A 13,307-nucleotide genomic window follows, 5' to 3' on the forward strand; every position below is an offset into this window, starting at 1 on the left:
TTAATTTAAAGAATCACAGGCATAATGACAGTTGAAAAGTTTTCACTCATAGCAACAAATGGCGTATTTGGTTCATTGATACAGAGTGTAAATTCATTACTATCAATTTGTGAAAGAAAATCAAGGATATACCGAGAATTGATGCCAAGACTTAAATATTCAATACCTGTTTGAAGTTCAATTGGTATAGAAGCTTCACCACTTTCTTCGTTTAAAGTTTCAAAAAGCACTTCGTTCGGTGTGAATGTAACTTTGATATTATTTGCAAGTGATTTTACAAATTGTAAAGCGTGAATAATTTTGTCTTTAGGTAAAAGAACTTTATGTTTAAAATCTTTAGGAATGATTTTCTCATAATCTGGATATTTTCCATTGATGAGCTTTGTATAGAAAGTATATTTATCATTTTTGATAATTAAATGCGTAGTATTATGATAAATTTCAAAATTATCAATGAAAAGCTTTGTTATTTCATTGATAGCTTTTTTGGGTATTACAAGTGGCAATGTATCTATGGATTGACTTTTGTGTTCAATCAATGCAAGACGTCTTGTATCTGTGGCGACAAAATTAAAACTATATTCTTTAATATCGAGCAAGGAACCGTTAAGTTCATATTTTGGATTATTTGTATCAACTGCGGGATTAATTTTTTTGATAGATTGTAAGAATTTTATGGGTTCTATTTGAATCCTTTTATCTGTGTCATATTCTGGGAATTGTGGAAATTCATCAGCATTAAACATAGGAAGTTTTGTTCGTGCTTTACCTTGTGAAATGTGAATAGAATCTTGTTTAGTTTCAATGGTTACTTCATCATCTTTAAGATTTTTAATGATATCAAGAATCTTTTTACCATTTGCGGTCGCATTTCCTTGAGCACTTGAAGGTGTATTTATGCGAGATTCAAGAGAGATTTCATAGTCAGTGGCTTTAAGAATGAAAGTATCTTCCTTTGCTTCAAAGTAAATATGTGAAGTGATTTGTGAGTGATCTCTTTTATCAAGAAAATTTTGGCAATTTGTGAGAATGGTTTCAAGTAAGCTTTTTGGAAGTGAGATTTTCATCTGCAATGTCCTTTATAAAATAATTTTAGTAGAAGTAGTAGAGAATGTGAAAAAGTGAAAAACACTCTCAAACTGCTTTCAGCTTTATTAATAATCTGTGAATAATTTTTAAGGTTAAATCACATAAATTCACTTAATTATATCTAAAAATTTTTAGATTTTGGTATTTTTAATGGGTGAATGTTGAGAATCTTTGGGGTGAAATATAATATTACAAGCTTTTGTTATAATTTTTGTTTTTAAGATTAAGCAGATAGAGGCAAGGGAATGATGCATTTTAAGGTAAGTTCTACTTTAGATGAAGTGTGTATTGTGTTTTATGGGGAGTGTGATTGGAAGTTAGATAAATCAATACAAAAGAAGTTGGTGAAAATTTTCTCTTCTTTAGATTCTCAACAATGTATTGTTTGTGATTTTACACATATTTCATCGATTGACTATGTGTTTTGTGCATTTATTTGTGAAGTATTGCAGGGCAAAAATTTTACGCTAGTAGGCACAAATACGCATATTGATGAAATGTTTCATTCGCTTTTAAAATATACACAAGATAAAGATTCTAAAACTCATAGTTTTTCATATAATTTTTCTTTTTTCTTGCATCTTTTTTTTGGTTTTTTGGGGAAGAAAGTTGTGTATTTTTATCATACTTTAATTGATTTTTTACATTTTTGTGGTATGTGCTTATGGTATTTCTTCCTCTCTGTTCTTTCGCCAAGTCGTTTTAAATATAGCTCTATATTTTATCATATGAATGAATCTGGATTCAAAGCTTTACCTGTTGCTTTACTTACAGCTTTTATCGTGAGTTATGCGATTGCTTTGCAAGGTGTGTTGCAGTTAGAAAAAATGGGTGTGCCCTTAATGAGTGTGGAAATTGTCGCAAAGCTATCTTTGCGTGAAATGGGTCCTTTTATCCTTGCTATTGTTGTTGCAGGAAGAAGCGCATCAAGTTTTAGTGCGCAAATTGGTGTAATGAATCTTACAGAAGAAAATGATGCACTCAAAACGATGAATCTTAGCCTGTATGATTATCTCGTATTGCCTCGCGTGTTAGCTCTTGTAATTGTTATGCCTTTGCTTGTTTTTATGGCTGATGTAGTGAGTTTATTCGCAGCAATGCTTGCAGTAAAAATGCAAACAGGTATTAATTTTGTGCAGTATTTGGAAAGATTTTATGAGTATGTGGGGATTCAACATTTTTGGGTAGGTATCATAAAAGCACCATTTTTTGGAGCAGCTGTTGCTCTTGTAGGTTGTTTTCGTGGTTTATATGTAAAAGGTGATACAGAATCTGTGGGGTTAGAGACAACAAAAAGTGTAGTAAATGCCATTTTTTGGGTAATTTTAATTAATGCAATATTTTCAGTTATCACAACAAGGCTTGATATATGAGTATTATTAAGGTAGAGAATCTTTATACCCATTATGGTGATATAGTTATTCACAATGGGATTAGTTTTGATGTGAAAAAAGGTGAAATATTTGGTATTTTAGGTGGAAGCGGAAGTGGTAAAAGCACATTGCTTAAAAATATGCTTTTTTTAGAAAAGCCAACTTCTGGAAAAATAGAATTTTTTGGAGAGAATATTTGGGCATTGTCTGAGGATAAGAGAGGAAGGATTCTTGATCGTTGTGGCGTGATGTTTCAATTTGGAGCATTATTTTCATCAATGAATGTGCTTGATAATGTTGGCTTTTTACTCACACAAAAAAGTCATTATGATAGTGCAAGTATTGAGCGAATTTCAAAAATGTGGCTTGAAATGGTAGGTTTAAGTGTAGATGTGGCTTCTAAGTATCCTTATGAACTCTCTGGTGGTATGAAAAAACGAGTAGCACTTGCTAGAGCTTTAGCACTTAGCCCAGATATTTTATTTTTAGATGAACCTACAAGTGGGCTTGATTTACAGAGCTCAGAGAGATTTGATGCATTAATTATTAAACTCAAAGAAATACTAAAAATTACGATTGTAATGGTTACACACGATTTAGATTCTATTAAAGATAGTGTTGATAGATTGATTTTACTCGAAGACAAAAATATTGTATTTGAAGGCACATTACCCGAGCTTTATACAAATATGTATCAAGGACAAACAAGTGCGAAAATTTTTAGTGGTAGGCGTGGAGAGCGATTTTGGCAGAGTTTTAAAGAGCATATATTATAAGGAGAAAATATGGAACGCAATGTCCGATATGTATGGATTGGCATACTCTTTTTTGTTGTTTTAGTCTTAATGATTGCTTTTGTATTATGGCTTAATCGTTTTGAAGTAGATTCTACAAAATATACGCGTTATTATGCTTATAGTTCTGATGAGGTAAGTGGCATTGGCGTAAATACTCCTATTCGTTATAAAGGTATTAGCGTGGGGCGTGTGCGTGATGTGAAATTTAAAAATATCAAAGAAGGCATAATTGAGATTCAAATGCTTTTAGATTCTAATCTACCTGTGCGTGAAAGTGCAAAAGTAGTGGTAAGCTCACAAGGATTAGCGGGGGCAAATTATCTTTCACTCACTCAAGGTAGTGGTGAAATATTAAAAGAGAATGATGAGGGCAAAAGGGTAATTGCCTTAGATAAAGCTGGGTTTGACAAAATTATAGAACAAGCAAGTGAGCTAGGAAGTAATGTAGATTTACTTTTAAAGAACACTAATCGTATGTTTGATGAAAATAACGGCGAGATACATTTACTTTTAAGAGATTTACACACAACAATAGTATATTTGCAAAAAGTAAGTGAGCAGCTTCATACACAAATGAAAGATGGTGAATATAATATGCGTGAGATTCTCACACCTACACTTTTTCAACTACAAGGGAGTTTGCAAGATATGAGTGATTTTTTTACAAAAGCTTCAGCGTTTTTGGATAAAGTCGATAAAAACCCCTATGATAGCTTTTTTGGTAAAGAATCTAAAAACACAAAGGATAAAAAATGAAAATCATACAATGGGTTATTATATGCGTATGCGCGTGGATTTTGACTGCTTGTATTGATATTAAAATTGCTCAAGATGTGGATAAAGTATCGTATTTTAATTTACAAAATACGATACAAACAAAAGCCACCTGTAAGACTTATAAAAAACTTGCATTGCTTGATATACACGCCATTGCACCTTATGATAACACGAATATTTATCTTTTAGATTCAAAAAATCTCCAAATAAGCACACTAGAGACAAAAAAATGGATAAGTTCGCCAAAAAATATGCTTAAAAACACTTTGATTCTTAAGGCACAAGAGCAATGTTTTGAAGTATCAATTCCACCATTTGGCACACAAAAGCTTGATAAAACACTTAAAATCTCACTTCTTGTTTTACAAATTGTGCAGACTAATGGCACATATAAAGCACAAATACAAATTTTCTATGAAATATTTTCTCTTAAAAATCATCAAAGTAAAAGCGGCACTCTTGAATCAAGCATTTCTTTAGAATCTCTAACAGATTCTTCACTTGCTTTAGGTTTTGTAAAGGCGAGTGATGAGGTATTTACGCAACTTTTAAAGAAATTATAGAATCTAAAAATTTAGGGTAAATTTTCATCAACTGCTCTGCCATTTTCATCTTGTATCACCCAACCTTGTGCTTGGGGAATAATATAATAAGTTTGTGCTGTGTGTAAGTCAAAAACATAGCACGATGAACTTTCAAGCTCTGCTCTTTGCACGGGGATTACTTTTAATCTATCACGCACTTCTTGCATATTTTCACACATTGCACTAAACCCGCACATCATTAATTTGTATCTCATAAGATTCTCCTCATCTTTTTATTGTAATATTGCCATTTGATTTTCACAAAAAGATAATAAAGGAGCAAAAATGTCATTTAGTCTATGGTGTGATTTTATTCAAAAGGATTTTTTAGAAAATGAATTTAAAGATCTTGTAGATTCAGGATTGATACAGGGAGCAACAAGCAATCCTAGTATTTTTGCTCAAAGTCTTAAAACCCCTGCTTATGCAGATTCTATACGCGCTTTAAAAGGTGCAAAACAAAAAGATATTTATGAAAGCCTTGCTATTGCAGATATTCAAAGAGCAGCGCAGATTCTAAAGCCTCTGTGGGAAAAAAATAATGCTAATGGTTTTGTGAGTATTGAGATTGACCCATTTTTGTCTGATAATGCAAGCAAAAGTATAGATGAAGGACTTCGTCTTTTTAGACATATAAATATGCCAAATGTGATGATAAAAGTTCCAGCTACGCACGCGGGATATGAAGTGATGAGTGTTCTTGCACAAAAGGGTGTAAGTGTGAATGCGACACTTATTTTTACACCCTATCAGGCTAAAGAATGCGCTAGTGCTTTGCAAAGTGGTTTTAAAGATTCAAAAGAAAATCCACAAGGCGTTATCAGCGTGTTTGTTTCGCGTTTTGATAGAATGCTAGATTCTACTTTGCCTACGAATCTACATTTGCAAACAGGCATTATAAATGCTATGGATTGCTATGAGGTGATTGAAAATTATGATGAGAAGAATATCCGCACTTTATTTGCTTCCACAGGTATGAAAGATAAGAATTATTCACAGAGCTATTATGTTGAAAATTTGATTTTACCTCATAGTGTGAATACAGCCCCGCTTGATGCGATTAGAGCTTATGAAAAAAGCTTAAATAAAGCTCAAACATCACTTATAGATTCTAAAACGCGCCTTGATTTTTGGCACAATCTCAAAGAATGTGGTGTTGTATATGATAATGTCGCTAAAAGGCTGCTTGATGAGGGATTAGAAAGCTTTAAACAAAGTTTTGAAGAACTTTTAAAAACTTTATAGTTTTATTTTAGTTAGAGAAAATAAGGCATTGCTAGATTCCCAAACAAGAATCTAGCACTTATAAAGATAAGTGAAGTCTAGAATAGAAGCTACTTATTTGCTTTCATATATAAAAGGCACGCTATTAATGCCAACTTCCATTACTTTTTGATTAATTTTCATTGTATCTTTTATATCAATATTTTGGTATTTCGCAGGTATTTTGTAGTTTGATGTATAAACTTCCCTAAGCAAACTTAACTTTTGTTTGTTGTCTTTTACATCAAACAATCTTTCTCTAAGCATACTTGCTTTAGCTGGTGAATCTTGCCCTATAAAACCCACAACAAGCATATACACATTAGAAGTTTCAAGATGTTTTTCTATGTTTTGAAGCTCTTTTTGACAAGAAGGGCAGTTGGGGTCAGAGACAATATAGGTGATTTTTTTTACATTTTTTGGGGATTGGAAGACAATGTATTCATCTTTTGGAATCTTTTTAAAGAATTTTTCAAGCGTAGCATTATCGGGCTTAGCATTATTTTCTACTTGTTTAAGGAGTGAGCCAAGTGTTCCCATATCCTCGCTTTTTTCTGCAAAAAATACATTTGATACACCTATGATAACCTTGCCATCTTTGCTTGCAAAAATAGGCACTTGCATATCACCCACTGATATAAGCACAAGTTTTACATCAGGTGTTGATTGTAGATTCTGCACTTTGATGATTTTTACATTTTGTTTGGTATTTGTTTTGATTGTTGCTTTAAGCGTGTCTTCAAAACTTGCCCCAAAGCAGGAGAAAGCAGTTATCATAAGAAAAAGCAGTAATTTTTTCATAATATATCCTTATATTCTTTGAAAGTTTAGCAATGTATAAAGCTTTTGATATGAGCTTAATACATAGACTATTGTGCGAGGGATTGTATAATGAATTGATAAACATAGAGGTAGCTAAAGGAAGTTGATGAGAGAAAGAAAAGCATACATTATTGATTCTAAGCATTATCCTTATTATCGACATTCTTTGAAGCTATGGCGCAATGAGTTTATACTTTCACTTGGTTCTAATATGTCAAAGGGTAGGCAAACAAGTGTAGATATTTTAGAATCTATGTTTATGCGACTTTTTGCTCATAAGCGCATTGAGATTCTAAACACCTCTCCTATCTGGCGTAATCCTCCTTTTGGATTTATTGCACAAGATGATTTTTATAATGCTGTTATGGTGTGTGGGAGTGATATGGGGCTAGGAGAAATATATAAATTCATATTTTATACAGAACGTTATTTTGGGCGAGGGCGCAAGAGAGCCTTTAAAAACGCTCCACGCACACTTGATATAGATTTGATATGTTTTAATAATATGCGCTTACATCTCCCGCATTTACATATACCTCATAGATTCTATAAAGAGCGTCCATCAGTAATGCTTCCCCTAAGCTTTATCGAGAATCTGTATTAGAATTTGCATTTTAGCAAGATTTGTTTTTGAGATTCACAAAAATAAACCCTTAAAAACTCACCCTATGAAGGACATTTTAAATTTTGTTTCTTTTTTTCTCATTTAAAATTTTTCTTTTTATCAAAAAGCCTTTAAAAAGCTTAGTATTACGATATTTTCCTTTGTTTTAGAATCTTATTTACTTTTGTAAAATACATAAAAAAACAACATTTTTTACTATTTTTATGCTTTGTGAATCTTTGTGAAATGCCACCACAAGAAGATCCCTGCACTTATAAGTAAAATCACACCATTAATATCAAGCATAAATGGTATGCCACCTATACGCACAAGTGGTTGTGTGATAAAAGGTGAGCAAAATTGCCCCATAAACACACTTGCCGATAAGAATCCTGCTGCCTTTGCACGCTCACTTTCTCCTGCCATAGATAAAAGCCACGATGTATTATTTACAAGAATAATGCCAAGTCCAGCACCCACGAGCAATAATGCACAGAGCAAAATTTCATATTTTTGTATGAAGCCTATGAGCAAAAATCCCACACCAATAGCACTTAAAGATATAACATAAAGCAAAAAAATACTGAATCTTGCACGAAGCTTTGCGTAAAAAAGTGAAAGAATCGCGGTGCAAACAGAGCTTACCGCTAGGCTAATGCCTATAAGATTCCCACTTTTATTAAGAGTGTGCGTGATAAAGTGTGGAATCTGTGTAGGCACAACATAAAACATACTCATCGCATAAAATGAAAATACGTAAATAGGTAAAAATTTAAAAAAATTAAAATGTATTTTTTCTTGCGTAGTGTTGGTTTTTGGGATATTTCTTTGAGGTTCAAATAACACAAAAAGTGCTAAAAGAAAAATAGCAAAACCAGAGGCATACACCAAAAAAGGATAACGCCAATCCACATCACTTAATATGCCTCCTAGCACGAGAAAAACCGCACCTCCTCCCGCCATAAAGAATCCTTGCAGTCCTAATGCTCTCTCACGTTTTGCTCCTTGATAATAATCCCCTATAAGCACACTTACAGCAGTCATTACAAAAGCCGTAGTCACGCCAAAAATTGCCCTTGAAAACAAAATCCAATAGATATTATTTTCTAAGAAAAAGCCACTTATCCCACTCACACTCCATAAAAAAATCGCAGGATATAAAAATCTCGTGCGTCCATATCGCTCAAGCAAAAATCCGCTTATAGGTGCAAAAATCATAATAAATAAAGCAGGAAGCGTAAGAATAAGACGTGAAAGCATATCAATATGAGGCACAGAGGCAAAATGCTCTTCAAAATGAGGAATTGATGGTGCAATGATTGTTCCGCCTAGCACAGTCATTGAAGCGGCTGAAAAAAGTGCGATTTGAAACAATGCAGAATCTGTGCGTTTGCTTAACTCTTGCGGAGACTTTGTGGATTCTCGTGATTGTGAATTGTGCATATATTACCTATTCTTACGCATTATCTAGACTTTGTTGAATCTTGCTTTTAATGTTTTCTATGATACTTTTTGTTGAGCTATTTTGCGCGATTTCTGCCTCAATGGCTTTGAGTGCTTTGCTTACCGAGCTATGATCTTTCATACCCAACTCTTTGGCAATCATTGGCATAGAGTTAATGGTCAAGTTGCGCGCAAGGTAAATGACCGCACGTCTAGCAAATGCGACTTTACGACTGCGCTCTTTGGAGACAATTTCGCTAGGTTTAATGTTAAGCTCCTTGCTTACTGCCTTAATAATATTATTTAATGTAATGCTTTCTAATCGTTCATTTTGATAGCTTTTGAGCACATTTTCTACGACCTTAAGAGTATTGCTTTCAGGTGAGAGATTAAGGTTGAGGTTGATTGCAGAGAGAATCCCTTCAATTTGGCGAATATTGCCGTGGATATTAGAGGCGATGTAGTTAATTGTTTCTTTATCAAGATTTATGCGGTTTAGCTCACATTTAGATTCAATAATAGAAATTTTTGTTTCAAGTTCGGGATTAGTGATTTCTGTCATCATACCTCCCTCAAAACGCGAACGTAACCTGTCTGCTAGTCCTTTAATATCTTTAGGTGGCTTATCACTTGTCATCACGATTTGCTTTTGTGCGTTAAAAAGCGCATTGAAGGTGTTTAATAACTCTTCTTGCACACCATCTTTTCCACCTAAAAATTGCACATCATCAATCAATAAATAATCGCATTTGCGATATTTGTCTCGGAATCCGTCCATTGTGCCACGTTTAATTTTTTCTGTGTATTCATTCAAAAAAGCCTCTGCCGTAGCATATATTACATTTTTATTTTGTTCTTTGACATAGTTACCTATGGCATTTAAAAGGTGGGTTTTGCCAAGCCCAGAATTACCATAAAAAAGGACGGGATTATAAGCACTTGCTTGTTTGTCGGCTATTACTTTAGCCACAGTGAAGGCATACTCGTTTGACTTGCCAACAATGAAATTTCCAAAAAGATAGTGGGGAATGAGAGAAAGAGAATTTGTTTGAAGATATGTTACGCTTTTATTGATTTTTAAACTTTTCACATTGCTATTTTTTTCTTTTATTTTGATGTGAATTTCTGGGCGAATAGCATTGCTATTTTCTTCCTCAAATGCAGTGGCAATAGAATCAAGATAATTACTTTTTATCCAATTTGCCACAAAAATATTTGGCACATAAAAAACCTCTAAGTCCGTCCTAGAAGCATTTTCATCATATTCCATAAGCGAAATATAAGAATCATATTCTTGGGGTGATAGCTTGTTTTTAAGTTTTTTTAATATATTATTTATACGCAATTTTTAAACCTCATATAAAAAATTATTGTAAATTTTATAATGTGAATAAAATGTGAAAAGTTGCTTTCGTGGCTAGCACATCATTCAAAAGATTGTTCAGCTTAAAGCCTCGAATTAAAAAGGTAATCATAATGCAAAAAACTTTTAATTTGGATTAAATGTGTATATCTTAGGCATTGATCCCGGTAGTAGAAATTGTGGTTATGCTGTTATTGATTCTATTCCCACACACTCTCCTAAGCTCGTTGAAGCTGGTATTATTAAGATTAGAGAGCGTGAGTTGCAAACACAGATTCTAGAATTTGTCGAGGGTATTGATTTGGTGCTGAAAGGACATCAAATTGATGAGGTGGCAATTGAAGATATATTTTTTGCCTACAATCCTCAAAGTGTGATAAAGCTTGCGCAATTTCGTGGGGCATTAAGCCTGAAGATTCTCCAAGAAATCGGGTATTTTGCTGAATATACTCCCCTGCAAGTGAAAAAAGCACTCACCGGCAATGGTAAGGCAGACAAAACACAAGTTGCGTTTATGGTAAAGCGTATTTTAGGGATTAAAGGCGAGATTAAACCTCTTGATATTACCGATGCTATTGCTATTGCTATTACGCATTCCCAAAGAGTTGCCCTTAATGGCTTAGATTCTAAAATATCTATTAATACATAAAATAACAAGAATATAAAGCTTTTAGTATGGCATCTTCCTCTGCACTAGGTTTTTTTGATTTGCAAACGCATACTGCCTATACACTTAGAGACAATAACCTCTCTCTTCATACAAAAAAGCCAAAGTCTGTGGATATTCTCTGCCCACCATTAGCATATTTCACACATCTTTTACTTGAGGTTGCGCAAGAATCTCTACATAACCCCAATCTTTCATCACTGCTTTTTGCTCTTGCTTATCAAAAATCTGCCTTAAATGAGCCACCTTACAGCTACGAGCTTTATTTCACCCAGCGTCCCCATCTTTTTGATGAACAAAAAAGTATATGTGAATGCTTTTTTTATCATAAAATTCAATGTATGCAAGATTTTGCACCTTTGCCAAAAGCACATATTGTTACGAGTGATATATTTTTGCCTTGTGCATTGAGTGTGTTTGGTGTGCATTCACCCTTTGTGGTATGGATAGAATCTTTTTTGTGTTATTTTGACAATGGCATTTTAAAAGAAGCATTGCCTTGTGCTTTGCAAGAGCAAGAGGCACAGAACAAAACAGAATCTTCTAGTAATCCGCTTCTTACGCTCATAAACACACATATCGCTTATTTACAAGAAGCCTATAATCAACATTTTACGCAGCTTTATTATTTTGGAGAAAAGAAATGTGTCAATGCCTTTATCCTTGCGCTTCAAACAGAACTAAGTGAGAAAAATCTCACTGCATTAGAGAGCAAAAATGCCAATTTTGTGGCAGATTCTATGATAACAGAATCTTTACAGATACATTTATCTCATACTATCCATAATCAAACGCTTCATATAGCCCCGCTTAGCCACTTGTGCGAATCTACATATCACTTAGATTTTCAATCTCTAAAGGCGACTTTAGCTTTGCATTATGCTACTCTTGTAGAAAGCAAGGTATTGCCAAATTTTGCCTCAAAACCCCTACTACACAAAAAGTTATTCTATACACTTGTTGTTTTATTTGTGATGTTTATATGTATCATTCCTTTAAGTTTTGTTTTGTATAACTACTCTTTGCAGCGCGCTATTGTTGAGATTAATGCTCAAAGTGATAATCTTTTTACTTCTACCGACTTGGAATCTCAAAATCCCTCCTCTAGTTCATATAGCACGATTCAAGGACTTATGCGTGAAAAAGAATATTTTATTTCACATTTGCAAGATTTTTCTTTATGGCAACAAAGCTACAATGAGCGATATATCTTTATGCAGAGTATTTTTAAGGAGCATACAGCCCATATAAATTATGAAGAAATAAGCTTTTATTTTACACCTCGCATTTTTGTTGCTTCACTTGAGGTGAGTGCAGAAAGCAAGATTCACATATCCCAATTTCTTGCTCTTTTTAACACTCACAACCAACGGGCTTTTATGTTAAAGCCTATGCAAGAAAAGCCACACAAAGAATCCTTACGCTTTTATGCGTCTATTATCGTGGTGCATTATGCAATTTAAGTTTTATGTTTTGTTTATGAAAGCGCAAAAGTTTGCATACAACTTTCTTTCCACAAAAACTACACGAGAGAAATATCTCATTTGCACGGCTATAAGCCTTTGTATTGTATTTGTTATACTTGATTTTGTTTATATGCCACTATTTGAACGTTATCGTGCCCTTAGCACATTGCATACGCATACACAAAGAGAATTTATACTTTCTGCAGATTCTATGCTAAGTGCCAAAAATGCTCATTTAGAACAAATGCAATCCTTGCAAACAGAGCTATCTCACTTAGAATCTAGCCTTGCACCTATACAAAGATACATCAGCACACAAGAGCCACCTTTTAATCCCTTTGCCTTTATGCCTGTGGTGATTGATTTTGTCAAAAACTCTAACCTTACACTTACTTCATTTGCGCCATATCAAGCACTTAATGCACTTAATATAGAGGGAACAGGGCATTTTGATGATATGATTTCCCTGCTCTCATTTATAGAATCTTACCCATTTTTAAGCATTGATTTTTTTCATCTTGCGCCACGAGGTAATGCAGATATTGCCTTTGATATGCTTATTGTGGATCATCGTTCATTGAGGCAAGAGCCGCCAACACAAGAACAGATAAGGGAGGCAAAATGAGACATTTTTTTCTTTTTCCTTTTTGTTTCTTTTCTCTTTGTGCTATGGATATAGCACAAGTTGAGCACTTACTCTCATCTTTGCAAAATTTCTCCAAAACTCAAAGCCTTGATACATTAGAGAATTTGCCTAATCCTTTTGAAAATAGCCCAATCCACACGCAGGATTCGCTCAAACTCTATGCAATTATCAATAAAAAAGCCCTTGTTAATGGAGAATGGTTGAGCAAAGGTGAAAGCATACAGGGTTATATAATTCTTGATATACAAGACCAATATATCATCGCACAAAAAGGCAAAATACAAAAAAGTGTCATCATAGGAGAGGGCATAGAGACAGAGAAGGATACACAATCCTATATCGATGAGGATAAAAACGAGAAAGTGGGGGAATAGCTTATTACTTTTATAAGTTATACTTAAAGAAAGAGCAAG

The 13,307-nt window shown here is 33.8% G+C and carries 15 protein-coding genes; 10 read left to right on the top strand and 5 right to left on the bottom strand.

What is annotated here, in order from left to right; all coding sequences use genetic code 11:
* Positions 1–5: 5 nt before the first annotated feature.
* Positions 6–1,067 carry a DNA polymerase III subunit beta gene (dnaN, locus tag LS65_RS02690; protein WP_034362700.1) on the bottom strand — a complete coding sequence of 354 codons (1,062 nt, stop codon included), beginning with the start codon at positions 1,065–1,067 and terminating at the stop codon, positions 6–8.
* A gap of 267 nt (positions 1,068–1,334) precedes the next feature.
* Here dnaN and LS65_RS02695 point away from each other — a divergent pair, with 267 nt between their 5' ends.
* The 4 genes from LS65_RS02695 to LS65_RS02710 are packed head-to-tail and all read left to right on the top strand — an operon-like array spanning position 1,335 to position 4,599.
* Positions 1,335–2,462, top strand: coding sequence for an MlaE family ABC transporter permease (locus tag LS65_RS02695; protein WP_236096597.1), 1,128 nt, complete (start codon positions 1,335–1,337; stop codon positions 2,460–2,462).
* The gene (locus LS65_RS02700) at positions 2,459–3,238 is read left to right on the top strand and encodes an ABC transporter ATP-binding protein (RefSeq protein ID WP_034362698.1); all 780 of its coding nucleotides are present in this window, start codon (positions 2,459–2,461) and stop codon (positions 3,236–3,238) included. The genes LS65_RS02695 and LS65_RS02700 overlap by 4 nt, the downstream gene beginning before the upstream one ends.
* A gap of 9 nt (positions 3,239–3,247) precedes the next feature.
* The gene (locus tag LS65_RS02705; protein WP_034362697.1) at positions 3,248–4,015 is read left to right on the top strand and encodes an MlaD family protein; all 768 of its coding nucleotides are present in this window, start codon (positions 3,248–3,250) and stop codon (positions 4,013–4,015) included.
* Entirely contained in the window at positions 4,012–4,599 is a 588-nt protein-coding gene (locus LS65_RS02710) for a hypothetical protein (protein WP_034362696.1), read from the top strand. Before LS65_RS02705 ends, LS65_RS02710 begins: the two co-directional genes overlap by 4 nt.
* A gap of 11 nt (positions 4,600–4,610) precedes the next feature.
* Here LS65_RS02710 and LS65_RS02715 read toward each other — a convergent pair whose 3' ends face one another.
* On the bottom strand, positions 4,611–4,835 hold the full coding sequence (locus LS65_RS02715; RefSeq protein WP_034362695.1) for a hypothetical protein: 225 nt from the start codon (positions 4,833–4,835) through the stop codon (positions 4,611–4,613).
* A gap of 70 nt (positions 4,836–4,905) precedes the next feature.
* On the opposite strand from LS65_RS02715, the gene LS65_RS02720 reads away from it, so the two are divergent.
* Entirely contained in the window at positions 4,906–5,865 is a 960-nt protein-coding gene (locus LS65_RS02720) for a transaldolase (protein ID WP_034362694.1), read from the top strand.
* A 93-nt stretch (positions 5,866–5,958) separates the two neighbouring features.
* Here the strand turns inward: LS65_RS02720 and LS65_RS02725 are convergent, their stop codons facing one another.
* The gene (locus LS65_RS02725; RefSeq protein WP_034362693.1) at positions 5,959–6,684 is read right to left on the bottom strand and encodes a protein disulfide-isomerase; all 726 of its coding nucleotides are present in this window, start codon (positions 6,682–6,684) and stop codon (positions 5,959–5,961) included.
* Positions 6,685–6,811: 127 nt separating this feature from the next.
* Between LS65_RS02725 and folK the strand changes: the two genes are divergently transcribed.
* Positions 6,812–7,309, top strand: coding sequence for a 2-amino-4-hydroxy-6-hydroxymethyldihydropteridine diphosphokinase (gene folK / locus LS65_RS02730; protein ID WP_034362691.1), 498 nt, complete (start codon positions 6,812–6,814; stop codon positions 7,307–7,309).
* Positions 7,310–7,531: 222 nt separating this feature from the next.
* Here folK and LS65_RS02735 read toward each other — a convergent pair whose 3' ends face one another.
* Positions 7,532–8,752, bottom strand: a complete 1,221-nt coding sequence (locus LS65_RS02735; protein WP_034362690.1) for an MFS transporter — start codon at positions 8,750–8,752, stop codon at positions 7,532–7,534.
* A gap of 13 nt (positions 8,753–8,765) precedes the next feature.
* A complete protein-coding gene (dnaA, locus tag LS65_RS02740; protein WP_052061125.1) occupies positions 8,766–10,097 on the bottom strand; it encodes a chromosomal replication initiator protein DnaA in 1,332 nt (443 codons plus the stop codon).
* 160 nt (positions 10,098–10,257) lie between these two features.
* Here dnaA and ruvC point away from each other — a divergent pair, with 160 nt between their 5' ends.
* From ruvC to LS65_RS02760, 4 genes are read left to right on the top strand one after another with little or no spacing between them, the layout of a single operon-like run.
* Positions 10,258–10,764 (top strand): crossover junction endodeoxyribonuclease RuvC, encoded by a 507-nt coding sequence (gene ruvC / locus LS65_RS02745; RefSeq protein WP_034362688.1) that lies wholly within the window; start codon positions 10,258–10,260, stop codon positions 10,762–10,764.
* A 26-nt stretch (positions 10,765–10,790) separates the two neighbouring features.
* Positions 10,791–12,245, top strand: a complete 1,455-nt coding sequence (locus tag LS65_RS02750) for a hypothetical protein (RefSeq protein ID WP_034362685.1) — start codon at positions 10,791–10,793, stop codon at positions 12,243–12,245.
* On the top strand, positions 12,235–12,873 hold the full coding sequence (locus LS65_RS02755; RefSeq protein WP_052061124.1) for a hypothetical protein: 639 nt from the start codon (positions 12,235–12,237) through the stop codon (positions 12,871–12,873). The genes LS65_RS02750 and LS65_RS02755 overlap by 11 nt, the downstream gene beginning before the upstream one ends.
* Complete coding sequence (locus LS65_RS02760) at positions 12,870–13,268, top strand: hypothetical protein (protein WP_034362683.1); 399 nt, start codon at positions 12,870–12,872, stop codon at positions 13,266–13,268. The genes LS65_RS02755 and LS65_RS02760 overlap by 4 nt, the downstream gene beginning before the upstream one ends.
* Positions 13,269–13,307 lie beyond the last annotated feature (39 nt).

The sequence above is a fragment of the Helicobacter japonicus genome (assembly GCF_000762845.2).
Classification (GTDB): domain Bacteria; phylum Campylobacterota; class Campylobacteria; order Campylobacterales; family Helicobacteraceae; genus Helicobacter_C; species Helicobacter_C japonicus.

What these genes read in the sequence shown, in the direction of transcription:
- dnaN (WP_034362700.1), bottom strand. Translation starts at nt 1,067, where the DNA reads ATGAAAATCTCACTTCCAAAAAGCTTACTTGAAACCATTCTCACAAAT.
- LS65_RS02695 (WP_236096597.1), top strand. Translation starts at nt 1,335, where the DNA reads ATGATGCATTTTAAGGTAAGTTCTACTTTAGATGAAGTGTGTATTGTG.
- LS65_RS02700 (WP_034362698.1), top strand. Translation starts at nt 2,459, where the DNA reads ATGAGTATTATTAAGGTAGAGAATCTTTATACCCATTATGGTGATATA.
- LS65_RS02705 (WP_034362697.1), top strand. Translation starts at nt 3,248, where the DNA reads ATGGAACGCAATGTCCGATATGTATGGATTGGCATACTCTTTTTTGTT.
- LS65_RS02710 (WP_034362696.1), top strand. Translation starts at nt 4,012, where the DNA reads ATGAAAATCATACAATGGGTTATTATATGCGTATGCGCGTGGATTTTG.
- LS65_RS02715 (WP_034362695.1), bottom strand. Translation starts at nt 4,835, where the DNA reads ATGAGATACAAATTAATGATGTGCGGGTTTAGTGCAATGTGTGAAAAT.
- LS65_RS02720 (WP_034362694.1), top strand. Translation starts at nt 4,906, where the DNA reads ATGTCATTTAGTCTATGGTGTGATTTTATTCAAAAGGATTTTTTAGAA.
- LS65_RS02725 (WP_034362693.1), bottom strand. Translation starts at nt 6,684, where the DNA reads ATGAAAAAATTACTGCTTTTTCTTATGATAACTGCTTTCTCCTGCTTT.
- folK (WP_034362691.1), top strand. Translation starts at nt 6,812, where the DNA reads ATGAGAGAAAGAAAAGCATACATTATTGATTCTAAGCATTATCCTTAT.
- LS65_RS02735 (WP_034362690.1), bottom strand. Translation starts at nt 8,752, where the DNA reads ATGCACAATTCACAATCACGAGAATCCACAAAGTCTCCGCAAGAGTTA.
- LS65_RS02750 (WP_034362685.1), top strand. Translation starts at nt 10,791, where the DNA reads ATGGCATCTTCCTCTGCACTAGGTTTTTTTGATTTGCAAACGCATACT.
- LS65_RS02755 (WP_052061124.1), top strand. Translation starts at nt 12,235, where the DNA reads ATGCAATTTAAGTTTTATGTTTTGTTTATGAAAGCGCAAAAGTTTGCA.
- LS65_RS02760 (WP_034362683.1), top strand. Translation starts at nt 12,870, where the DNA reads ATGAGACATTTTTTTCTTTTTCCTTTTTGTTTCTTTTCTCTTTGTGCT.